General features: G+C 52.1%; 22 protein-coding genes and 2 pseudogenes. 14 read left to right on the top strand and 10 right to left on the bottom strand.

Going from position 1 to position 23,168, the window contains the following annotated elements; genetic code table 11:
• Positions 1-17: 17 nt before the first annotated feature.
• Positions 18-704, top strand: a complete 687-nt coding sequence (locus ACLJZ5_RS07685) for an IclR family transcriptional regulator (protein ID WP_024798286.1) — start codon at positions 18-20, stop codon at positions 702-704.
• A gap of 46 nt (positions 705-750) precedes the next feature.
• On the opposite strand, the gene ruvX is transcribed toward ACLJZ5_RS07685, so the two are convergent.
• The 8 genes from ruvX to metK all read right to left on the bottom strand — a co-directional run bounded on the left by ruvX (position 751) and on the right by metK (position 8,141).
• Entirely contained in the window at positions 751-1,167 is a 417-nt protein-coding gene (gene ruvX, locus ACLJZ5_RS07680) for a Holliday junction resolvase RuvX (RefSeq protein WP_000017096.1), read from the bottom strand.
• A complete protein-coding gene (locus tag ACLJZ5_RS07675) occupies positions 1,167-1,730 on the bottom strand; it encodes a YqgE/AlgH family protein (RefSeq protein WP_020437849.1) in 564 nt (187 codons plus the stop codon). Before ACLJZ5_RS07675 ends, ruvX begins: the two co-directional genes overlap by 1 nt.
• Before the next feature lie 215 nt (positions 1,731-1,945).
• A complete protein-coding gene (gene gshB, locus ACLJZ5_RS07670; RefSeq protein ID WP_000593248.1) occupies positions 1,946-2,893 on the bottom strand; it encodes a glutathione synthase in 948 nt (315 codons plus the stop codon).
• 19 nt (positions 2,894-2,912) lie between these two features.
• A complete protein-coding gene (gene rsmE, locus ACLJZ5_RS07665; RefSeq protein WP_001675718.1) occupies positions 2,913-3,644 on the bottom strand; it encodes a 16S rRNA (uracil(1498)-N(3))-methyltransferase in 732 nt (243 codons plus the stop codon).
• 76 nt (positions 3,645-3,720) lie between these two features.
• Entirely contained in the window at positions 3,721-4,428 is a 708-nt protein-coding gene (gene endA / locus ACLJZ5_RS07660) for a deoxyribonuclease I (RefSeq protein WP_024798336.1), read from the bottom strand.
• Positions 4,429-4,523: 95 nt separating this feature from the next.
• Positions 4,524-5,021, bottom strand: a complete 498-nt coding sequence (locus ACLJZ5_RS07655) for a SprT family zinc-dependent metalloprotease (protein WP_000856775.1) — start codon at positions 5,019-5,021, stop codon at positions 4,524-4,526.
• Between the two features lie 78 nt (positions 5,022-5,099).
• On the bottom strand, positions 5,100-6,494 hold the full coding sequence (galP, locus tag ACLJZ5_RS07650; RefSeq protein WP_001113171.1) for a galactose/proton symporter: 1,395 nt from the start codon (positions 6,492-6,494) through the stop codon (positions 5,100-5,102).
• A 492-nt stretch (positions 6,495-6,986) separates the two neighbouring features.
• On the bottom strand, positions 6,987-8,141 hold the full coding sequence (gene metK, locus ACLJZ5_RS07645) for a methionine adenosyltransferase (protein WP_001062140.1): 1,155 nt from the start codon (positions 8,139-8,141) through the stop codon (positions 6,987-6,989).
• Positions 8,142-8,196: 55 nt separating this feature from the next.
• Here metK and ACLJZ5_RS07640 point away from each other — a divergent pair, with 55 nt between their 5' ends.
• The 6 genes and pseudogenes from ACLJZ5_RS07640 to ACLJZ5_RS07615 all read left to right on the top strand — a co-directional run bounded on the left by ACLJZ5_RS07640 (position 8,197) and on the right by ACLJZ5_RS07615 (position 12,737).
• On the top strand, positions 8,197-8,496 hold the full coding sequence (locus tag ACLJZ5_RS07640) for a hypothetical protein (RefSeq protein WP_001543499.1): 300 nt from the start codon (positions 8,197-8,199) through the stop codon (positions 8,494-8,496).
• 59 nt (positions 8,497-8,555) lie between these two features.
• A complete protein-coding gene (locus ACLJZ5_RS07635) occupies positions 8,556-8,705 on the top strand; it encodes a hypothetical protein (protein WP_001751809.1) in 150 nt (49 codons plus the stop codon).
• 85 nt (positions 8,706-8,790) lie between these two features.
• The gene (gene yqgB / locus ACLJZ5_RS07630; protein ID WP_000729109.1) at positions 8,791-8,922 is read left to right on the top strand and encodes an acid stress response protein YqgB; all 132 of its coding nucleotides are present in this window, start codon (positions 8,791-8,793) and stop codon (positions 8,920-8,922) included.
• Between the two features lie 8 nt (positions 8,923-8,930).
• The gene (speA, locus tag ACLJZ5_RS07625) at positions 8,931-10,907 is read left to right on the top strand and encodes a biosynthetic arginine decarboxylase (protein WP_031617850.1); all 1,977 of its coding nucleotides are present in this window, start codon (positions 8,931-8,933) and stop codon (positions 10,905-10,907) included.
• 144 nt (positions 10,908-11,051) lie between these two features.
• Positions 11,052-11,782, top strand: a pseudogene (locus ACLJZ5_RS07620) (hypothetical protein).
• 154 nt (positions 11,783-11,936) lie between these two features.
• Positions 11,937-12,737, top strand: coding sequence for a FadR/GntR family transcriptional regulator (locus ACLJZ5_RS07615; protein WP_001576357.1), 801 nt, complete (start codon positions 11,937-11,939; stop codon positions 12,735-12,737).
• Positions 12,738-13,051: 314 nt separating this feature from the next.
• Here the strand turns inward: ACLJZ5_RS07615 and ACLJZ5_RS07610 are convergent.
• Positions 13,052-13,321: pseudogene (locus tag ACLJZ5_RS07610) on the bottom strand (hypothetical protein).
• Positions 13,322-13,970: 649 nt separating this feature from the next.
• Between ACLJZ5_RS07610 and ACLJZ5_RS07605 the strand changes: the two are divergent.
• The 6 genes from ACLJZ5_RS07605 to speB all read left to right on the top strand — a co-directional run bounded on the left by ACLJZ5_RS07605 (position 13,971) and on the right by speB (position 20,027).
• Positions 13,971-15,443, top strand: coding sequence for a mannitol dehydrogenase family protein (locus ACLJZ5_RS07605; protein WP_023242890.1), 1,473 nt, complete (start codon positions 13,971-13,973; stop codon positions 15,441-15,443).
• Between the two features lie 2 nt (positions 15,444-15,445).
• Positions 15,446-16,462, top strand: a complete 1,017-nt coding sequence (locus ACLJZ5_RS07600; protein ID WP_000853907.1) for a zinc-binding alcohol dehydrogenase family protein — start codon at positions 15,446-15,448, stop codon at positions 16,460-16,462.
• A gap of 13 nt (positions 16,463-16,475) precedes the next feature.
• Entirely contained in the window at positions 16,476-17,483 is a 1,008-nt protein-coding gene (locus ACLJZ5_RS07595) for an Ldh family oxidoreductase (protein ID WP_000104231.1), read from the top strand.
• A 38-nt stretch (positions 17,484-17,521) separates the two neighbouring features.
• Positions 17,522-18,016, top strand: a complete 495-nt coding sequence (locus tag ACLJZ5_RS07590) for a YhcH/YjgK/YiaL family protein (RefSeq protein WP_024798338.1) — start codon at positions 17,522-17,524, stop codon at positions 18,014-18,016.
• Positions 18,017-18,239: 223 nt separating this feature from the next.
• Entirely contained in the window at positions 18,240-18,902 is a 663-nt protein-coding gene (locus ACLJZ5_RS07585) for an alpha/beta fold hydrolase (RefSeq protein WP_077914058.1), read from the top strand.
• A 204-nt stretch (positions 18,903-19,106) separates the two neighbouring features.
• The gene (speB, locus tag ACLJZ5_RS07580; protein ID WP_000105550.1) at positions 19,107-20,027 is read left to right on the top strand and encodes an agmatinase; all 921 of its coding nucleotides are present in this window, start codon (positions 19,107-19,109) and stop codon (positions 20,025-20,027) included.
• A 100-nt stretch (positions 20,028-20,127) separates the two neighbouring features.
• Here the strand turns inward: speB and ACLJZ5_RS07575 are convergent, their stop codons facing one another.
• Positions 20,128-20,886, bottom strand: coding sequence for a M48 family metallopeptidase (locus tag ACLJZ5_RS07575; RefSeq protein ID WP_000701825.1), 759 nt, complete (start codon positions 20,884-20,886; stop codon positions 20,128-20,130).
• Between the two features lie 275 nt (positions 20,887-21,161).
• Here ACLJZ5_RS07575 and tkt point away from each other — a divergent pair, with 275 nt between their 5' ends.
• On the top strand, positions 21,162-23,153 hold the full coding sequence (tkt, locus tag ACLJZ5_RS07570) for a transketolase (protein ID WP_000098648.1): 1,992 nt from the start codon (positions 21,162-21,164) through the stop codon (positions 23,151-23,153).
• The last annotated feature ends 15 nt before the right edge of the window (positions 23,154-23,168 follow it).

Genomic DNA, 23,168 nt, shown 5'->3' with positions numbered 1-23,168 from the left:
AGCGAAGCCATTTAACGATGTCATCACAACCGAATCAAAGCCTGATAGATGGCATTCGCTGTCTGCAATATCTGGTCTCCAGCGACCGTGCTATCGGATGTCGCGAGCTTGCCCGGCTGATGGATATTAATACCACGCGCGTTAATCGCCTGTTAATGACGATGGCCTCTATTGGACTCACGATGCAGGATGAGCACCGACGCTATTTACCCGGGCCAGGCATTCATGCTTTGGCGGCGCAGGCGATTCGCGGTTCAGCGCTGTTCTCCCATGCGTTGCCTATCCTTGAGCGCCATGCGCCCAGAGACATCGTGGTGGCATTAGGCGTGCTATGGGAAGACCAGATTATCTATATTTATCACTCTACGCCGGGTTCGCAGGGAAGTCAGGCGTTGGCGGGGTTTCGTATGTGCCCGGCCTGGCAGTCGGTAACAGGAGTGGCGTTACTGGCGGCAGAAAGCGATGAGGCGCTAATGCAGCGTTTTACTCCGGAGCAGTGGCGTAATCTGGCGCCGCATGTGGCGCAGCAGCGCCAGCGGGGATACGTGCTGTGGCATCACGCTGATGGTGAAGTTTCTATGGCGCAACCGCTAGGCAAGCACGCCGCAGCGCTGGCCTTTGCGGGAATGTGGCGGATTGATGAGGCGGAGGCGACTGCGCGTTTACAGGCGTTGAAGGCATTAAACCAGCTTATTGCCCAGTAAGCCTGGCAACCGTGACCGCGTTATCCGCCTGCTGACAAAAACGGCTTTAATACCCCTGTTCAAAATAGCTTTCGAGGATAATCACGGCGGAGGCCGAGTCCACTTTGCCTTTGTTCAGCGCGCGATACCCACCTCGTTCAAACAGACCGGAGCGTGCTTCAACGGTGCTGAGTCGTTCATCGTGCAGCGTGACAGTTACCCCGAAACGCCCATGAATACGGTTGGCGAATTTACGTGCGCGCGCCGTCAGCGGTTGTTCAGTGCCATCCATATTGAGCGGTAGCCCGACAATAATTTCGTCCGGCTGCCACTCTTTCAGCAAACGTTCAATGAGCGTCCAGTCGGGCGTGCCGTCCTGTGCTTTGATTGCCGGAAGCGGACGGGCGGTGCCGGTAATGCGTTGTCCTATTGCAACGCCGATGCTTTTTGTGCCGAAGTCAAAGGCCAGTAAGGTGCCGCTCATCAGGCGTGCCCCGCAACGCCAGGCATGGTCAGAATATCAATGCCAATAAGTTTTGCCGCTTCGCGCCAGCGCTCGGCAATGGGCGTTTTGAACAAAATATTGAGATCGGCGGGCGCGGTAAGCCAGGCGTTATCAAGCAACTCTTGTTCAAGCTGGCCTTTATCCCAGGAGGCGTAGCCCAGCGCGACCAGCACATCGGAAGGCTGTTGTTGGGTACCTAACGTTTCCAGCACATCGCGGGAGGTGGTAATCACGGTATTGTCTGAGATACGAATGCTGGAGGCGAAACGTGACGGCGGAGTATGGAGAATAAATCCGCGATCTTCCGCCAGCGGGCCGCCGAGCATCACGGCTTTATCAAGACGAATTGACGAATCGCGCGGTTCCGGCGTAATTTTTAGTTTTTCCAGAATCCCTTCAATTTGCAGATTTTCCAAAGGCTTATTAATAATAATCCCCATAGCGCCGTCCTGGTTGTGCTCGCAAATATACACCACGGAACGGCGGAAAATCGGGTCCTGGAGCGCAGGCATGGCAATAAGAAAGTGATGCTGTAAATTCATTGTCAGAGGTTCTGTTTCCTGGTTCAAAAAAACGACAGCGTTCAGTATGTGGGGAAAGCGGACGGTTGTCACTCATATAAGCCGTCTTTTGCCAAAGGACGGCGGCCTTATCGGGCAATAGATTGCCGGATGGCGATGCTGATGCGCCGCCTTATCCGACCGGGGCGGCGTGATTGCTCAGGCCCGGTAAGCGCACGCCACCGGGCAATAAACCTTTACTTCGCCAGACGCGCTTCGATGGCGTCCATCAACATCCCGGTGATAGAGATCGGGTATTCCGCTTCAATTTCACGCACGCAGGTTGGGCTGGTCACGTTAATTTCCGTTAAGCGGTCGCCGATAATATCCAGACCGACGAAAATAAGCCCTTTGGCTTTAAGCGTTGGCCCAACGCGGCGGGCGATTTCCCAGTCGCTTTCGCTCAACGGACGGGGTTCGCCGCGACCACCAGCCGCCAGGTTGCCGCGGGTTTCGCCGCCCTGCGGAATACGCGCCAGGCAGTAAGGCACCGGCTCGCCGTCGACGACCAGGACGCGCTTATCGCCATCTTTGATAGCGGGCAAATAGTTCTGTGCCATGCAGTAGCGGTTGCCCAGCTCGGTCAGCGTTTCGGCAATAACGCCTATGTTAGGATCGCCTTCCTTAACGCGGAAAATGGACGCGCCGCCCATACCGTCCAGCGGTTTCATAATGATATCGCCGTGTTTTTCCCAAAACGCTTTGAGCTGCGCTTTATTGCGCGTTACTAGCGTTTCCGGCGTCAGGTCGGCAAACCAGGCGGTATACAGTTTTTCATTACAGTCGCGCAGGCTTTGCGGTTTGTTGACGATCAGTGTCCCTTCCTCTTCAGCGCGTTCCAGAATATAGGTCGCATAAATAAACTCGGTATCAAACGGCGGATCTTTGCGCATCAAAATGACGTCCAGATCGGCGAGTTTAATCTCCTGCTCGCTGCCGAACTCGTACCATTTATCGTAATTTTGCTCCACGCTCAACGTTCGCGTGCGGGCGCGGGCTTCGCCGTTAATCAGATAAAGGTCGGCCATCTCCATATAATGAAGTTCATAACCACGACGTTGGGCTTCCAGCAGCATAGCGAAACTGGTGTCTTTCTTGATGTTGATGTGTGCGATGGGGTCCATCACGATGCCGAGCTTGATCATTATTTTCTCCGTTAACGCTTCATCCTAAGTCGCCAAAACGCACCTGTAGCGCGGTAATGGCGGTGAGCGCGGTTGTCTCAGTACGCAGAACGCGAGGTCCTAACAGAATATCAGTAAACTGATAGCGCGCGGTCATCGCGATTTCGTCCGCCGACAGCCCGCCTTCCGGGCCGATCAGCAGTCGGACGCGTTCAACCGGCAGCGGCAGAGTGTTGATGCTGGCATGGGCGCGCGGATGAAGATTGAGCTTCAGCCCGGAATCTTGCTCGGCGCACCAGGCTTCCAGCGCCATCGGCGGGCGAATTTCCGGCACCCGGTTACGCCCGCATTGTTCGCAGGCGGCGATGGCGATCTTTTGCCACTGCTGGCGCTTTTTGTTCAGACGTTCATTATCCAGTTTAACGCCGCAGCGCTCAGAGAACAGTGGCGTAATGAGGCTTACACCCAGTTCGATCGATTTCTGGATAGTAAATTCCATTTTTTCACCGCGCGACATCACCTGGCCCAGATGGATATGTAGCGGCGATTCACGATCGTCGATTTCGCCTTTCATCACTTGCACTTCAACGCTTTTCTTACTGGCGCTAATGATTTCAGCATCGAATACCTGATTGCTGCCGTCAAACAGCTGTAACGCTTGTCCCGCTCCCATGCGCAGTACACGACCAATATGGTTGGCCGCATCTTCGCATAACGAAATCTGCGTACCGGACGTCAACAATTCAGGGTGATAAATGCGGGGAATACGCATAATAAAAAAATCCGCGTCATGGCCCCGGCGTTTGGCTATCCAGGGCATGGGTTAACAAGAATCCCGCTAGTGTAGGTTAGCTCTTTCGCGCCTGGCAAGCGCGTTGCACATAGGGATTATGATTACCCTGGACCTTCGCGATACGCGCATCGCGCTCGCACTCCCAGGCGGTAACGGGGTACTGCTTATCCCAGACGTTAAAAAGCTGCGTTTGTTGGCGGGAAAGTTTCAGTTGGTATTGGTCGCGCATATAAAAATAAGTGCGGGCGATTGCGCCACGGGCGCGGGCGGGCGGCTCGGCGATTTTCGCTTTAAAATCCACTTTCATGGCGCATTGCCCGTACTGACCTTCGCCGCCGTTCCACTGGCTATACATAAAGTTGCCGCGATCGCCATTCACTTCGCCAATCGCGGGTTGCAGGTTATGCATATCGCTTTCCATTTTGCGGTAGACCGGGTCTTTAGCGCAGTTTTTTCGCCCGCCGTCCTGCCAGCACTGGCGCTGATGACCGAATTGCCAGGCGGGGACAACGTGCTCCCACTCAATGCGTCTGGCGCGATTCTCGTTTTTACGCACCTTATAGCCGCAGGACTCCAGGTCTACGACGCCTTTTTTACCCTGCCAGCGGATTTGGCACCCGCAGTAAAAGCTGCCGGGCGCGTCGGCATTGACTTTGACGCTCGCCGCTTTGGCCTGAGAAAAATTGTTAATGCCGTCGGCCAATGCATGGCCTGAAAACGCTGCGGCCAGCAACGCAGCGGCAAAAGAAAAATTACGGTACATTGCACACTCCATAGCAAAACGAGCCCGCAACGTAACGAAAGTTGTGTCTGTATGCAATCAGTCCGCTCAGGAAAGTTCCCGGACGTTTCGGGAAACTACCCGGCGACCAGTGGTTCGCCGCAGTGAACGCAACGATAAACCGCTTCGCCGCGTACTACCCGATTATGACGGCGGACGGTGAGTTGATGTTGCTGGCATTGGCAATGGTAGGGAAAGGTATTGCGCCGTACGGATTGCAGCGCAAATTGATGAGTACGTCTGGCCGGAACGCCCAGCACGCTTTCCATCATCCACTTCCATTCCTTGCCATGCGGAGCCTTGCGTCCGAAGTGCTTCCACACCAACAGATGCGCCAGTTCATGCGGCACGACCTCTGCAATAAAGGTGTCGATGTTTTCCAGCAGTAACACCGGGTTGAGGCGGATTTCGTAGCTCTCCAGCCAGGCGGTGCCCGCCGAGGTGCCGCGTTGCGTATACACCAGTTTCGGCTCCGGATAATGTCTATCGAGCTTGAGGTTCGCTTGGGCGAGATTTTCCCGCAGGCGGCGCATTACGGCCTGCTGGATAGCGATAGGGAGACGAGGGGTTTTCATAGCGGCAGAGAATAGTGCGACGGAAGAGGGACTGCAAGAAAAACGCTTCCTCCTGTGGCAGGAGGAAGCGTGGAGGGATTAGTCGTGGGCGCCGATTTCGCGCAGTTTACGACCTTTCATCAGGTTACGTTCAATGTGTTCCAGCGAAACGTGTTTGGTTTCCGGCACCAGCCACAGGGTCAGCAGGATAAACAGCACGTTCAGGCCAGCGTAGACCCAGAAGGTGTTGGCGTTACCCAGATTGTTCAGCATGGTCAGGAACGTTGCGCCGACGATCATATTGGCGATCCAGTTGGTCGCGGTGGAGCAGGTGATGCCGAAATCGCGGCCTTTCAGCGGCTGGATTTCGGAGCACAGTACCCAAATCAGCGGACCAGCGCTCATCGCAAATCCAATGATGAACATCAGCAGCATAGCGATAGCGAAGTATTGCGCAGACGGCGAATGGATGCCGATGTGCATCATCGTACCCAGAATCCCCATACCAATCGCCATGACCAGGAAGCCCAGCGTCAGGGTCGGCTTGCGGCCCCAGCGGTCAACCAGGCCGATAGCGATGAAGGTTGCCAGGACGTTAGTCAGACCAACAATAACGGTGCCCCACATCTGCTCCGTAGTATTCGTGTACCCCGCCAGTTCGAAGATTTTCGGCGCGTAATACATGATGACGTTCATCCCGGTAAATTGCTGCATTACCTGCAACAAAATGCCAAGAAACACGGCGCGGCGGAAGTTGCTGTTCTCTTTGAACAGCGCCCAACCGCTCTGTTTAACCTGCAAACTTTCGCGAATTTCATCGAGCTCACGTTTTGCTTCCGCACTGGTGTCACGCAGGCGCAACAGGACGCGTTCAGCATCATGGAAGCGGCGTTTCGCCGCAAACCAGCGCGGGCTGTCCGGCAGGAAGAAGACGCCGATCAGCAGCAGAATGGCCGGGATGATGATCACGCCGAGCATCCAGCGCCATGCGCCGCTGTAGCTGAACGCGGTATCTGACAGATAAGCGCCCAGAATCCCGATGGTGATCATGAGTTGGTACATTGAGATCATACTGCCGCGAATTTTTTCCGGCGCGATCTCGGACAGGTACAACGGTGCAGTGTAGGAAGCGACGCCGACGGCCAGACCCAGCAGCACGCGAGAAATAATCAGGACTTCAACGTTAGGCGCCGCAGCGGAGAACAGCGAACCGGCGACGAACAGGATAGCGCCGATCATCAGGCTTTTTTTACGACCCAGCTTAAAGGAGAGCCAGCCGCTGCCGACAGCGCCGACGGCCGCGCCAAACATCATGGAGCTGACCACCCATTCCTGAGTGTGTGCGGTAATTTGAAACTCGTCGGTAATGAAGGGTAAAGCACCGGCGATAACGCCGATATCCAGGCCAAAAAGTAATCCTGCCAGGGCTGCAAGAAAGCAGACAAAAAATGTCATGGCCTTGTTGGAACGCCCTTGTTTTTTATTGTCAGGCATTATGCCCTCCGGTTGGGTTAGCAATTTTATCGATGTTAAGAGTAGGTGAGTACGCCGTAAAAAGATGTGAGGCTAATCACAATGGTGTAATCGTTTACACTACTATTTATCTCGGTGATTATTTAATTATCTGAAAAATAATAGTTTTAATAATCTTATAACTATATCAATCGCCTGGTATTCAGACAAAGTTGAAAAAATATGTAATATTTTCATCGCAGAATTAGCATACCGATAGTGATGCGGTCAGTTCTTAATGAAAATGAATGTAACCGCTTTCATGATGACTGAAACTGAATGATAAAAAGTGTAGTCGAAGAAACGAAAGGGGAGAGTGGATTGTGCTGCGCATCACAAAAAGGTCAGTATAAATACACGCTGGAACATCTGATAACGTTGCGTGTATCAGCAATGATAAAGGCCAGCAGGGCGCTGGCCTTGATAAGTACGGTATGGTTTACCTGACTGAAAAACAGCGTCAGGTGCGGGCGATTATTTCAGACCGGCAGCATCGCGCAGCAGTTGCGCTTTGTCGGTTTTTTCCCATGGGAAGTTTTCGCGACCGAAGTGGCCGTAAGCCGCAGTTTCTTTGTAGATCGGGTGCAGCAGATCCAGCATCTGAATCAAGCCGTACGGGCGCAGGTCGAAGAATTCGCGCACCAGCAGAATCAACTGTTCAGCAGGCACTTTTTCAGTACCGAACGTTTCCACCATGATGGACGTCGGCTCCGCTACGCCGATAGCGTAGGAGACCTGGATTTCACAGCGATCCGCCAGACCTGCCGCCACGATGTTTTTCGCGACATAACGCGCAGCGTAAGCTGCAGAACGGTCAACTTTAGACGGATCTTTACCGGAGAAGGCGCCGCCGCCGTGACGCGCCATACCGCCGTAGGTATCAACGATGATCTTACGACCGGTCAGACCACAATCGCCCATCGGGCCGCCGATAACAAAACGCCCGGTTGGGTTGATAAAAAACTTAGTGGACGTATTTAACCATTCAGACGGCAGAATGGGTTTGATGATCTCTTCCATCACCGCTTCTTGCAGCGATTTTTGGTCGATATCTTCTGCGTGCTGCGTAGAGAGAACCACGGCGTCGATACCGACGATTTTGCCGTCGTCATACTGGAAAGTGACCTGGCTTTTTGCATCCGGACGCAACCATGGCAGGGTGCCATTTTTACGCACTTCAGCCTGACGCTGTACCAGACGGTGCGCGTAGGTGATTGGCGCAGGCATCAGTACGTCGGTTTCATTTGTCGCGTAGCCAAACATCAGGCCCTGGTCGCCCGCGCCTTGTTCCAGCGGGTCTGCGCGGTCAACGCCCTGGTTGATATCCGGAGACTGTTTGCCAATTGCGCTCAGTACCGCGCAAGAGTTGGCGTCAAAGCCCATGTCGGAATGCACATAGCCAATTTCGCGCACCGTATTACGGGTAATCTCTTCGATATCGACCCAGGCGCTGGTGGTGATCTCACCGCCAACTAAAACCATGCCGGTTTTAACGTAGGTTTCACAGGCAACGCGTGCTTTCGGATCCTGTTGCAGGATAGCGTCCAACACGGCATCAGAGATTTGGTCTGCGATTTTGTCAGGATGCCCTTCTGATACGGACTCAGACGTAAAAAGGTGTTTTGCCATATTTAATTTCACCTAAGGAGAATTTAGTTAGCTCAAACTGTTGTGCGGAATAGTCATGACAGAAGATTCTACCATGAGTCTGAAGGTTACTGACACTGGCAGTCTGAGTGTTAATCAGTATGGATGGATTAACATCTGGACGGCTATTTTAGGTCACTTCTTCGCCCAATTTCCAGCTTTTTTTGAAGGCCGTCGCAATGTCGGTCAAAATCAGGCGGTAAACGTTTCTGATAATGCTGACATTATGCGCATTTATGCTTTGCTTTTTTTCTGCGTTCTGGGTATAAAACGCGACGCGCGGCTCATACAAAAGCACACGACGTTTTCTTCGTGTCGCCACTTCCAGCCGGGTTAAAACGTTGCTTTGGCTTGTGGGTTCGTCTTACGAGGCGGCCGTGGAGGTGATACGAGATAATGAACCGTTGTATTCTGCTGAATCTGTCGCATCGTTCTGGTGCGCGCATGTCCCCCGCAATCTGCATCTCTGCTTTGCATACCTGCCGATGTTATACCCATCTCGGCGCTTCTCAGGATTCCAGAGCCGGCAATGGCGCTGAAGACTGAACAAGGGCGCTCTTGTTAACGCAAGAGTTTTCTCGTGGTTTCGCCGAACCGTTATCTGTGAGTTCGGTTACGTGTTTACAATGATATGAAAAAGAAACCGGTCGCGCAGGCGGAGCATCAGCGCTATCTGCTGGAAAATCCGCTTGTCTATGGGTTGTTATCGCGTCTTCGGATTGCGATAGTAGTCAACTGTTTTACACTTGCTAATAAAAATTGAGGTTCGCTATGTCTGACGACATGTCTATGGGTTCGCCTTCGTCAGCAGGCGAACAGGGTGTACTACGCTCCATGCAGGAGGTTGCAATGAGCTCCCAGGAAGCCAGCAAGATGCTGCGCACTTACAATATTGCCTGGTGGGGCAATAACTACTACGACGTCAACGAGCTGGGCCATATTAGCGTATGCCCCGATCCCGACGTACCGGAAGCGCGTGTCGATCTTGCCAAACTGGTGAAAGCGCGCGAAGCGCAAGGTCAGCGTCTGCCGGCGCTGTTCTGCTTCCCGCAGATCCTGCAACACCGTTTGCGTTCAATTAACGCGGCGTTTAAGCGTGCGCGTGAATCTTACGGTTATAACGGCGACTACTTCCTCGTTTATCCGATTAAGGTCAATCAGCATCGCCGCGTGATCGAGTCCCTTATCCATTCCGGTGAACCGTTGGGGCTGGAAGCGGGGTCGAAAGCGGAACTGATGGCGGTGCTGGCGCATGCCGGCATGACCCGTAGCGTGATCGTCTGTAATGGTTATAAAGACCGTGAATACATTCGGCTGGCGCTGATTGGCGAGAAGATGGGCCATAAGGTTTATCTGGTCATCGAAAAGATGTCTGAAATCGCGATTGTGCTGGAAGAAGCCGAGCGCCTGAACGTGGTTCCTCGCCTGGGCGTACGTGCGCGTCTGGCCTCTCAGGGGTCCGGTAAGTGGCAATCCTCCGGCGGCGAAAAATCAAAATTCGGCCTGGCGGCGACCCAGGTGCTGCAACTGGTGGAGACCCTGCGTGACGCCGGGCGTCTGGACAGTCTGCAATTGTTGCACTTCCACCTGGGATCGCAGATGGCGAACATTCGCGATATCGCGACCGGCGTGCGCGAGTCCGCACGTTTCTATGTTGAGCTGCATAAGCTGGGCGTTAATATCCAGTGCTTCGACGTGGGCGGCGGTCTGGGCGTGGATTATGAAGGTACCCGCTCGCAGTCCGACTGTTCGGTGAACTATGGCCTGAACGAATATGCCAATAACATCATCTGGGCGATTGGCGATGCCTGCGAAGAGCATGGTTTACCGCATCCGACGGTGATTACCGAGTCTGGCCGCGCCGTCACTGCGCACCATACGGTACTGGTCTCTAACATTATCGGCGTGGAGCGTAACGAATACACGGATCCGACTGCCCCTGCTGAAGATGCGCCGCGCTCGCTGCAAAATCTGTGGGAAACCTGGCAGGAGATGCATAAGCCTGGCACTCGCCGCTCGCTGCGTGAATGGCTGCATGATAGCCAAATGGATCTGCACGATATTCATATCGGCTACTCTTCCGGCGCGTTTAGTTTGCAGGAGCGCGCCTGGGCGGAACAACTTTATCTCAGCATGTGCCATGAAGTGCAGAAGCAACTGGACCCGCAAAACCGTGCGCATCGTCCGATTATCGACGAACTGCAAGAGCGAATGGCGGACAAAATGTACGTCAACTTCTCGCTGTTCCAGTCAATGCCGGACGCGTGGGGAATCGATCAGCTCTTCCCGGTGCTGCCGCTGGAAGGGTTAGATCAGGTACCGGAACGTCGTGCCGTGCTGCTGGATATAACCTGTGATTCCGATGGCGCTATTGACCACTATATCGATGGCGACGGTATCGCCACGACGATGCCGATGCCGGAATACGATCCAGAGAATCCGCCGATGCTCGGCTTCTTTATGGTCGGCGCCTATCAGGAGATCCTCGGTAACATGCACAACCTGTTTGGCGATACTGAAGCGGTTGACGTGTTTGTCTTCCCGGATGGTAGCGTCGAGGTTGAGCTGTCGGACGAAGGCGATACCGTTGCGGATATGCTGCAATATGTGCAACTGGATCCGAAAACGCTGTTAACGCATTTCCGCGACCAGGTAAAACAGACGGATCTGGACGATGCGTTGCAGCAGCAGTTCCTTGAGGAATTTGAAGCGGGACTGTACGGTTATACTTATCTTGAAGATGAGTAATTAAGAGTATTCCGCTTGTGGGTCGATTTAATTATTTAAATCGACCCTTTTATATTTTATAAATTCTTAATTATCAGCGGCGTCGCTTCTCTATGTAATTTTATGCGCCTACAATCCCCCTAATAATTAAAAAGGGGGGTGAGTATGAGCAAATTTAAATTTAATGCCGTCATTGTTGGCTTGTTTTTGCTGTTAGGCGGCTGTTCCAGCGGAATGCAATCTAATAATGGCTCTTCATCCGACGTCGGCACCGCCTGGGGCGGCGACGGGCATTCATCGGTACAAAGCGTTTCGGTAGAACGTGCCGATCGAGAACCTGCCGAAATGGTGGTAATAAATTACTCCACTCAATATCCGTCAGGTTACGATAAAGTTTATAGTATACGTATCAGCGATCTTGAATATGCTGTGCGCGACGCTAATTTTAATTCGATTCCAATTACGCGTCGCTACAACGCATCAATGGGACAATGGCAATATAGTATTCCTGCAAGATCAGGGATGAACTATCAGTTATATATTCGTAATTACAGTCATGATACCAATTACGAAATCGTCGCAACGGTTGATGGCCTGGACGTGTTGAACGGAAAAGCAGGCTCGCTGAATCATCATGGCTATATTGTTAACGCTGGCGATTCACTGGCGATTAAAGGGTTTCGCAAAGATAAACACACTGAGGCGGCATTCCAGTTCGCCGACGTAGCTGACGCTTATGCGACCCACTCCGCGCAGGGCGATGTACGCAACATCGGCGTCATCGGCTTTGCCGCTTTTGCATTGCAGGGTAAAGCACAAATACGCTACCGCCTTGTTCCTCGCAGGCTTTCCCGGCAGACAATAACGGGTATGCGCCGCCGCCCTGCCGCAAATAAACCTGGCGTCAGGGCGTCAAATACGCGCTAGGCGAATCAGCGCCTTTCCTGCCGAGTCTGGTGGGGAAGGACTGTGTGACGCGCATAGCCGTAGGTTGTGGGAAAGAAACGACCACTCTCTGGCAGGGAAATTGTTTACCATAAACATTAGGATTTGTTTACACTACCCTCAAGTGGAGCAATTGCTGTCTACATAGGTATGTGCATGGAACAAATTTTAACCAAGCGGCGCTATTTTGATATAGGGCTGCAAATAGAAGAACTACTCTATTCAGGGGTATTTAAAGCTGGCGAGCGACTTCCGGCGGAGAGAGAACTCAGCGAGCGTTTTCAAACCAGCCGCACGACGATTCGTGAGGCGATTATTATGCTTGAGCTGAAGGGAGTGGTAGAGGTTAAGCAAGGCGCAGGCACTTACTTTATTGATAGTCTGGAGAAAATCAATCAAAAAGCGCTCTTGCCTTACTCAGACATAGGCCCCTTTGAATTGCTACAGGCCCGGCAGGTTATCGAAAGCAACATCACCGGTTTTGCCGCTACGCAAATAAGATTTAATGAACTTAAGCAGCTTAAACGTATTATTGAGCAGCAGGAAAAGCAGATTGGCGGCGACAGCGACAAATTTGAAGAACTGGATCGCCAGTTCCACAATATCATCGCGGAATCCACGCAAAATCGTGTATTAATGAAACAATCTGCCGAGCTGTGGCGGGCTGTCAGGACCGAAAATCCGCGCTGGAAGCAGTTAAACTATAAGTATTTACATAAAAAAGAGTTAAGAATGAAATGGGTGGAAGATCACCGTAGTATCTTCCTTGCATTGCAAAAACGCGATGCTGAGCAGGCCAGACAGGCTTCGTGGACCCATCTTGAAAACAGTAAAAATGAGCTGGTAAAAATCTTCCAACAGGATGATTCGCTGGAGGATTTTGATGATTTTTTCTTCGCCACCTGACGGCTATTTTCAGGCGGATGACATTTTTGTCAGCGATTAACCGGGCCTGCCGCCAAAAACAAGCCCGGAGAGAGGGAATCAGGCTTCGTAAATGCTCAGCTTATCCCAGTCAAACTCTACGCCAATGCCGTAGGTGTCCGGTGCCACGGCGCGATAATTGTCGACCACCAGCGGATGTTTGGTATATTGATCGATCGGGAAACTGTGAACCTCCAGTCAGCCAGTCTCGAATGCGGAAACCAGTCTGACGTGTAATTCCTGCATACCGAGCGAGCATACCAAACGACCGCCATTCGTCGACAGACGCGCCGCCTTCAACCAGCCATTTTCCACAGCGGCAGTTTTTCACGTTTGCCTTTCAAATCCCAAAGGGCGATATCCACCGCAGACATCGCAAACGACGCGATGCCTCCGCGACCCACATAGTGAATATGCTATTCCATAAAGTCATAGATATCGTCAATCGCAGCGCCATCTTTCTCTGACAGTACCGGGGCAAGATCGTGATCGATCATCGCTTTAATTGCATACCCTCCCTTTCCGCCGGTATAGGAATATCCGGTGCCAGTTGAACCGTCTTTCAGCGTAATCGTCGTGGTTACCAGTTCGAAATGGCTATTATGCCATGTTTCGCGTCAACTAAGACCTCGGCCAGAGGGGCTTTGAAAGCTTTGTTTCAACGTGCCTAATCTGCGTCTTCATCAATTTTTTCCTTTTTTCAATCAATGGATTAATTTGCCAATTACGTCTAAAGGCGGCTCACTCCTCATCGCTTTAGCAGCGACCCGGATGATCAAAACCGTAACTGATGTTCTTAGGTTAACGTTGATGCTGATAATAAATTGAGTTCATTAATTCACTAGACAAATTATCAGATTTGGTTTGCTGTATTTCGGGTAGTTATTGAACCAATCATGCGTGACATATACGCTCGCAGCGGGCGTGTTATTCAATAAGGTATTGTTTTTCATGTTTTTTAATGGTTTCAGGTTGTATGGGTGGTATGCCAATTCGTGGCCGATTTTTCTAATCAAAATCACGCTTTTGTGAATCGTAAAATTTATCCTGAGAAGCTAATTTTATAAATAATTGATAAATAAATTATTTTTATTCATTGGCTATTAGTCAGCATACCGAGATGAAGAATCCGGTGCCGTGAGTGTGATCATATTCACGGATTTTGGTATGCTGTTTAAGCAGAATTGGTAAACAAAACAGGAGTGGGAAAAATTCATGGACACTATAGCTCGCCAGTTAGACGCCGCAAGGCACCAATTCAAAACGACTTATTCACGTCAGGGAATGGAAGCCAACATCGTACATATTGGATTTGGCGCCTTTCACCGTGGTCACCAAGCGGTTTATAACGATCTCACGAATGAGATAACCGGCAACCGCTGGGGGATTTTTGAACTAAATCTGTTCGGCGATGCGGAGCTGGTGGATGCGCTAAATGCGCAAGAGGGGCTGTTTTCAGTGGTGGAAACGTCAGCCAGCGCCATCAACAGTCGCCTGGTTCGTACCGTCACCGGCGCGTTGCATACGCCGAAGTCAGGTATTCAGGCGGCGATCGAGAAGCTAACTGAGCCGCAGGTAAAAATTGTTTCGTTGACGATAACGGAAAAAGGTTACTGCACCGATCCGCGGTCCAGAACGCTCGATCTCAGCCATCCGCTCATCAAACACGATCTTGCCGATCCTGAACATCCCCGCTCAGCACTCGGACTGATCGTCGAAGCGCTACGGATACGCCGCCAGCAAGGGCTTCCCCCGTTTAGTGTACTGTCGTGCGATAACATTCCGGAAAACGGTCATTTGACCAAAACGGCGATCGTTACGTTTGCCGATAATCTCGATCCGCAACTGGCGGCCTGGATAGCGAAGCATGTCACCTTTCCTGGCACCATGGTCGATCGCATCGTGCCGGCAATGACGCCAGAGCAATTTGACATGATTAAAGACCAGATCGGTTTTGCCGATCCCTGCGGCATCGTATGCGAGGATTTCCGTCAGTGGGTTATCGAAGATAATTTCGTTGCCGGTCGTCCTGACTGGGATAAAGCAGGGGCGATGTTCGTCTCGGACGTGCTTCCCTATGAAGAAATGAAACTTCGTATGCTGAATGGCAGCCATTCGTTTCTCGCCTATAACGGCAGCCTGGCTGGATATGAGTTTATCTATCAGTGCATGGAAGACGACGCTTTTAAAACCGCCGTACATCATTTAATGACGGAAGAGCAGGCAAAATCGCTGCGCCCGAATTTGGCGGTAGATGTACATCAATATGCGCAGTTGCTCATTGATCGATTCAGCAACCCGAATATTAAACATAAGACCGGACAGATTGCGATGGACGGTTCTCAGAAGCTGCCTCAGCGGGCCGTCGATCCTTATCTGACGCTCCAGGCGCGCGGCGTTAAGGGCAGGGCGTTGGCGACGCTGATTGCGGGCTGGCTCCATTACGTCATTAATACCCTCTCTCAGGGGCAGAGTGTGGCCGACCCGCTCAATGATACCTTCAATGCGGCTATTAAAAATAAAAACACGCGATGGGAACAAGCGCTGTCTTTGCTGCAGATAAATAGCATCTTTGGAACGCTGGCCGGCGACAACGCAGACTTTTTAAACGACATTCAGCAGGCCTTTAACCATATTGAGTTACATGGCGTCACGGCCACCATTCACCGTTTATCTTCAAAGGGTTAAGTATGAAAACGCTTATCTGTAATAATCCGGGAAATATTGAATACATTGAAAGGGATATTCCTCATTTAAAAGACGATGAAGTACTGTTAAAAATTAAAGCGGTTGGTATTTGCGGCACCGATATCCATGCGTTTGCCGGCCGCCAGCCCTTTTTTGCCTATCCGCGCGTGCTGGGTCATGAAATTTGCGGCGTGGCGGAAATATTGGGTAAATCGTGCAGCACGGCGAAGGTTGGCCAACGCTATAGCGTTATTCCCTGTATTCCTTGCGGCGCTTGCGCAGCCTGCCGGGAAGGAAAAACCAACTGCTGTGAGAACGTCTCGCTGTATGGTGTTCACCAGGACGGCGGCTTTAGCGAATATCTGGCCGTTCGTGAACAAAATCTGGTTGAACTGTCGGATAACCTCACCGACAGCGCGGGCGCGCTGGTTGAGTGTTTCGCCATCAGCGCCCACGCAGTACGCCGCGCTGACGTGAAGCCGCAGCAAAACATTGTGGTGGTCGGCGCCGGGCCGATTGGGCTGGCCGCCGCCGCGATAGCAAAAGCCAAAGGCGCTCGCGTCGCGGTAGCTGATATTGACGCCGAACGCCGTCGTCTGGTAGCCGAAAAGGTAGGCGTTGCAACGCTCGATCCGTCGTCAGACGACTATATTGATGCGCTGAAAGCCTGTTTCTCCGGTGAATTAGCCGGCACTGTGCTTGATGCCACCGGCAATAAATCCTCCATGAGCCGCGCTGTCGATCTGATTCGTCACGGCGGAAAAATCGTCTTCATCGGGCTGTATATCGGCGAGCTCGTCATTGACGATCCGACCTTCCATAAAAAAGAGACCACGCTATTGAGCAGCCGTAACGCGACGCGGGAAGACTTCGAATGTGTCATTGAGCTCATGGCTCAGGGCGCTATTAGCGAAACAATGATGAAAAACCAGGAATTCGATTTCTATACGTTCGGCAACCAGTACCAGAAGAACGTGGTAGAAAACAAAAAATTGGTTAAAGGCGTTATCAAATTTTAATAGCGGGATAGTTATGTCAACAATATTAGTCAAAGAAAATGAATTGAAAGCGCTGGCGTTTAATAAACTCACCCAGGCGGGTCTTGACGCGCAAACGGCGCAGCAGGTAGCCGACGTTTTGGTTCATGCCGATATTACCGGCGTTCACTCCCACGGCGTTATTCGCGTAGAGCACTATTGTACCCGCCTGAACGCAGGCGGGCTCAATCCAAAAGCAACATTCAGCATCGAACAGATTTCGCCTTCAGTCGCTATTCTGGACTCTGATGATGGAATGGGACACTGCGCGCTGATAAAGGCGACAGATCACGCTATTAGTCTGGCAAGAGAGACGGGGCTGGGCTTCGTCAGCGTCAAAAATACGTCCCACTGCGGCGCGCTCTCGTGGTTCATTGAGCAGGCGACAAGCCAGGGAATGGTGGCTATCGCCATGACGCAAACGGATACCTGCGTTGCGCCGTATGGCGGCGCGGAGCGCTTTCTGGGGACTAACCCAATCGCCTTCGGCTTCCCCGTTAAAGACAGCCATCCGATGATCGTCGATATGGCGACCAGCGCCATTGCGTTTGGTAAAATTCTGCACGCCAAAGAAACCGGGAAACCAATAGGTCATGGTCTGGCGCTGGATAAAGAGGGACATATCACTACCGATCCGCATAAAATTGAAAATCTGCTGCCCTTTGGCGGACACAAAGGTTCTGGTATTGCCCTGGCGATTGATGCGCTCACGGGCGTCCTGATGGGGGCAAACTTTAGCAACCATATTGTTCGGATGTATGGCGACTATGACAAGATGCGCAAGTTAGCGAGTCTGGTTATCGTTATTGATCCGCAGATGTTGGGCAATCCGCTGTTTTCCTCAATAATGAGCACAATGGTCAATGAGCTAAGGGCTGTAAAACCGATGCCCGGTGTTGATAAAGTGCTGGCGCCAAACGATCCGCAAATCGCCTATAAAGAAAAATGTTTAAAAGAAGGTATTCCTGTGGCTGAAGGTATTTACCAGTACCTGATTGGCTGATAATTATAATCACGACCATTATTTAGGATAACTATAGTATGCTATATGGAAATATAGAGCAGCTTACTTTATTACCTTACGTTAACCACATTATTAAAAAACTTATCATCGAAGCGGTGAAGATAGCTGAAGATCAGCCTGCTGGTAGATATGAACTTTCTTTCCCGGAGTCATTTCTTATGATAAGCGAAGGAGAAACGCACTCTTCGTTAAACCGCAAAGCTGAACTTCATAAAAAATATATCGATGTTCAGATTTTACTAAGCGGTTATGAGGAGATTGGCTATTCCAACAAAATTGATACCAGGATAAAGGAGCTTGAGCATCTTCCTGATGACATCATCTTTCCTGAATGTGTCGCTAATGAGCAGTTCGTTACATTAAATCCTGGCGATTTCGCGCTTTTTTACCCCAACCAGGTCCACCGTCCGCTTTGTACGCGTGGTAAACCTGCGCCGGTTAAAAAAGCGATTGTGAAAATTCCGGCCACGGCATTTAGCGAGTTAAGCTCGCCCTGTCAGACGAAGGAATAAAGAAAGCGCCAAATGCAATTCAGGAAAGGACCTTCAAGTCATCCTGAATTGCAGCCAGAATGAATAAGGTGGCACTTTTCTGACTTCAGAGCCTTTTCGCGTTGAGGCTAATCGCGGAAAGGCTTTTTACGTTCTGTAAAAAGAGGATGCGGGGTCTCCCCGGTAAATAAGTGAAAATGATACGAATCGATTTTGATATTGTTTTTTGTTCAACCTGAATAATATGGTCTTTTACACGGAAAGTGATTGGCGAGGTGTTATGAATCATATTTTTAAATTCGCATTTATTTTTATTATCAATATTATATTTTTAATAAATGCTTCAGCAACAACGATGGACAAAGATAAATTTGTAGAAGCGAATGGTATCAAAATTCATTACGTTGAAGAGGGCGAGGGGCCTCCGCTGCTGTTGATTCACGGTGGTGGTCTGACGGCGAAAAGCTGGCAGGGATTAGCGAAAGAGGCATCTCGATATTTTCGCGTCATCATGCCGGACAGTCGTGGACATGGATTGACCAATAACCCGCAAGGAACGTTTAGCTATGATCTGATGGCGGAAGATATGGCGGCTTTTGTTAAAGCGCTGAAGCTGGAAAAACCGCTGGTGATGGGTTACAGCGATGGCGGCATGGTCGTTCTGAAGTTAACCAGCCGATACCCGGATCTAGCGCGCGCTGCTATCGTCGGCGGCGCAACGCATCGCTTTGCTACGACCCATTACATGCAGGGGATGGAAATTTTTTATGGTAAAGGAATGCCTCAGGCGGAGATGCCCCTCATTCCCGGTAGCGGTCACGCCATTTTCCAGACGCCGGGGAAAACACCGCTGTTTTACGCATTAGTGCTTGAGTTTTTACAGCGGCAAATCCCTAAGACCTCTTAACTGGCCGCGATGGACGTATGAGCCTACTGATTTGCGCTGGATATATATTTTTTTCGGGCGTTGTCTACTGTACCTGGCTAAACTGACTTCAATAATGCGGTCTGTCAGAGTAAACTTTGAGCCGTAAACAAATTCAAACCCTTCCTCGTCGGGCCTAACGACGCGGGAGGGTTTTTTTATATTGACTAAGAAGAGGTTTTTGCCATGAGCACCTTAGGTCATCAGTACGATAACTCACTGGTTTCTAATGCGTTTGGTTTTTTACGTCTGCCAATGAACTTCCAGCCGTATGACAGCGATGCCGACTGGGTGATCACTGGCGTACCGTTTGATATGGCAACGTCCGGTCGCGCTGGCGGCCGTCATGGCCCGGCGGCGATCCGTCAGGTGTCGACCAACCTCGCCTGGGAACATCACCGTTTCCCGTGGAATTTTGACATGCGCGAGCGCCTGAACGTCGTGGACTGCGGCGATTTGGTGTATGCGTTTGGCGATGCCCGTGAAATGAGCGAAAAATTACAGGCGCACGCTGAAAAACTGCTGTCTGCAGGCAAGCGTATGCTCTCTTTCGGCGGCGACCACTTCGTCACGCTGCCGCTGCTGCGCGCCCACGCGAAACATTTTGGCAAAATGGCGCTGGTACATTTTGACGCGCATACCGATACCTACGCTAACGGCTGCGAATTCGATCACGGCACGATGTTCTACACCGCGCCGAAAGAAGGCCTGATCGATCCGCATCATTCGGTACAGATCGGTATTCGCACTGAGTTTGACAAAGACAATGGCTTTACCGTGCTGGATGCCTGCCAGGTCAACGATCGCGGCGTGGATGATATTCTCGCTCAGGTGAAACAGATCGTCGGCGATATGCCGGTCTATCTGACCTTTGATATCGACTGTCTGGACCCGGCGTTTGCGCCTGGCACCGGTACGCCGGTGATCGGCGGTTTGACCTCCGATCGCGCCATTAAACTGGTACGCGGTCTGAAAGATCTGAACATTGTCGGTATGGATGTAGTGGAAGTCGCGCCGGCTTACGATCAGTCGGAGATCACCGCTCTGGCGGCCGCGACGCTGGCATTAGAAATGCTCTATATCCAGGCGGCGAAGAAGGGCGAGTAAGTTGTTTTGCCGGATGGCACTGCGCTTATCCGGCCTACGCTTACCGGGCCTGTGTAGGCCGGATAAGGCGTTCACGCCGCCATCCGGCACTGTTCGGGGATTATTTAATCCCGTCCGCGCTCATACGATCGCGCACATGCTGTGCGCGTGCGGCGGACGCCGGGTGATCGTCGAACATCGAGCTTTGACGACCCGCTTCCAGTTTTGCCAGTTTCTCAAAGCTGGTGGCGAGTCCTGCCGGACTGATACCGCGTTTGCGCAACAGATCGTAAGAATAATCATCCGCTTCGGACTCCTGACGCTGGGAGAACTGCGAGTTCACCAGTTTTTCGCCAAGATCGCCAAGCTGCGATTGCGACAGGCTGCCGACTACTCCTCCTGCCGATGCCGCCGCGACGCGCACGGCGTTAGTGCCCAGCGCGACCTGCATCCCTTTCTTTACATGACCCAGAGCGACATGGCCCATTTCATGGCCGATCACGGCTTCAACTTCGTTGTCGGTCATCATGTCCATCAGTCCGCTGTAGACGCGGATACAACCGTTCGCCATGGCAAACGCGTTGACGTCTTTCGTCTCGTAAACCTTATAGTTCACCGGCTGGCCGTTAATGTTATCCCCCAGCGCGGCGGCAATTTTTGTCAGTCGTTTAGCGTATTCGCTGCTCGCCGGCGCGATTTTCGCTTTGCTGTCGAGCTCTTGACAGGATTGATCGCTCAACGCTTTTACCTGCGCATCGCTTAACGTATAGGCCTGAAAAGCTTCAGCGCCCGAAGAAAGTAGTCCATTAGAGTCCATATTCTGGCAACCGGTCAGCACCGTCGCCATGCCCAGAGCAAGCAGTAAAGCGCGAATTTTCATTTTTCTCTTCCATACGAATTAATATTATTTTGAAATGCGCCCGTTGCAGATGAATTAGCGCCTGGGTTAAGTATAAAGAAAAGCGTGGCAGGCAAGTTAGCTAATTGCGCAACATGCGAGCACGATCCGGAGATTTCTGAAGCGGTAAAAGGATGTTCCATGTACATGACGCGCGGCTTGGGGTAAATTGTTGGCAAATTTTCCGGCGTAGCCCAAAACGCGCTGTCGTCAAGTCGTTACGGGCATGGCCTTTCAACATCCGATCTGGAGTCAAAATGTCCTCACGTAAAGAGCTTGCCAATGCTATTCGTGCGCTGAGCATGGACGCAGTACAGAAAGCCAAATCCGGTCACCCGGGTGCCCCGATGGGTATGGCTGACATTGCCGAAGTCCTGTGGCGTGATTTCCTGAACCACAACCCGACCAACCCGTCCTGGGCCGACCGCGACCGCTTCGTGCTGTCCAATGGCCACGGCTCAATGCTGATTTACAGCCTGCTGCACCTCACCGGCTATGACCTGCCGATGTCCGAACTGCAGAATTTCCGTCAGCTACATTCAAAAACCCCTGGTCACCCGGAAGTGGGCTACACCGCTGGCGTTGAAACCACTACTGGCCCGCTGGGTCAGGGTATTGCCAATGCCGTCGGGATGGCGATTGCAGAGAAAACTCTGGCGGCGCAGTTTAACCGTCCTGGCCACGACATCGTTGACCACTTCACCTACGTCTTTATGGGCGACGGCTGCATGATGGAAGGCATTTCTCACGAAGTGTGCTCTCTGGCTGGTACTCTGAAACTGGGCAAACTGATCGCGTTCTATGATGACAACGGTATCTCTATCGACGGTCACGTTGAAGGCTGGTTCACCGATGACACCGCGAAACGTTTTGAAGCCTACGGCTGGCACGTTATCCGTGGCATTGACGGTCACGATGCCGACGCCATTAAACGCGCCACGGAAGAAGCTCGCGCCGTGACTGACAAACCGTCCCTGCTGATGTGCAAAACCATCATCGGTTTCGGTTCGCCGAACAAACAGGGTACCCACGATTCCCACGGCGCGCCGTTGGGCGACGCGGAAATCGCGCTGACCCGCGAACAGTTGGGCTGGAAATACGCGCCGTTCGAAATCCCGTCTGAAATCTACGCCCAGTGGGATGCGAAAGAAGCCGGCCAGGCGAAAGAGTCTGCATGGAATGAGAAATTCGCGGCTTATGAGAAAGCCTTCCCGCAGGAAGCTGCTGAATTCACCCGTCGTATGAAAGGCGACATGCCGGCTGACTTCGATGCGAAAGCGAATGAATTCATCGCTAAACTGCAGGCTAACCCGGCGAAAATCGCCAGCCGCAAAGCGTCCCAGAATGCCATCGAAGCCTTCGGTCCGCTGTTGCCGGAATTCCTCGGCGGCTCCGCTGACCTGGCACCGTCTAACCTGACCCTGTGGTCCGGTTCGAAAGCGATTAACGAAGATGCCGCAGGTAACTACATTCACTACGGTGTGCGCGAATTCGGTATGACCGCTATCGCCAACGGTATCGCCCTGCACGGCGGTTTCCTGCCGTACACCTCCACCTTCCTGATGTTCGTCGAATATGCCCGTAACGCAGTGCGTATGGCAGCGCTGATGAAACAACGTCAGGTGATGGTGTACACCCACGACTCCATCGGTCTGGGCGAAGATGGCCCGACGCACCAGCCGGTCGAGCAGGTGGCAAGCCTGCGCGTAACGCCGAACATGTCCACATGGCGTCCGTGCGACCAGGTGGAATCCGCGGTGGCGTGGAAATATGGTGTAGAGCGTCAGGATGGTCCAACCGCGCTGATTCTGTCCCGTCAGAACCTGGCGCAGCAGGAACGTACTGAAGAGCAACTGGCGAATATCGCCCGCGGTGGTTACGTACTGAAAGATTGTGCGGGCCAGCCGCAGATTATCTTCATTGCGACCGGTTCTGAGGTTGAGCTGGCGGTTGCCGCTTACGAAAAACTGACTGCCGAAGGCGTGAAGGCGCGCGTGGTTTCCATGCCGTCCACCGACGCATTCGACAAGCAGGATGCGGCCTACCGTGAATCCGTGCTGCCGAAAGCGGTCTCTGCGCGTGTGGCGATTGAAGCGGGTATCGCTGACTACTGGTTCAAATACGTCGGCCTGAACGGCGCTATTGTCGGGATGACCACCTTCGGTGAATCCGCCCCGGCAGAGCTGCTGTTTGAAGAGTTTGGCTTCACGGTGGACAACGTGATCGCCAAAGCGAAAGCGCTGCTGTAATCCTTAATACGGCAT

The sequence above is a fragment of the Salmonella sp. 5800 genome (assembly GCF_046558195.1).
GTDB lineage: Bacteria > Pseudomonadota > Gammaproteobacteria > Enterobacterales > Enterobacteriaceae > Salmonella > Salmonella enterica.
The sequence above is the reverse complement of the archived record's forward strand: the minus strand, read 5'-3'. Positions and strand labels throughout refer to the sequence as shown.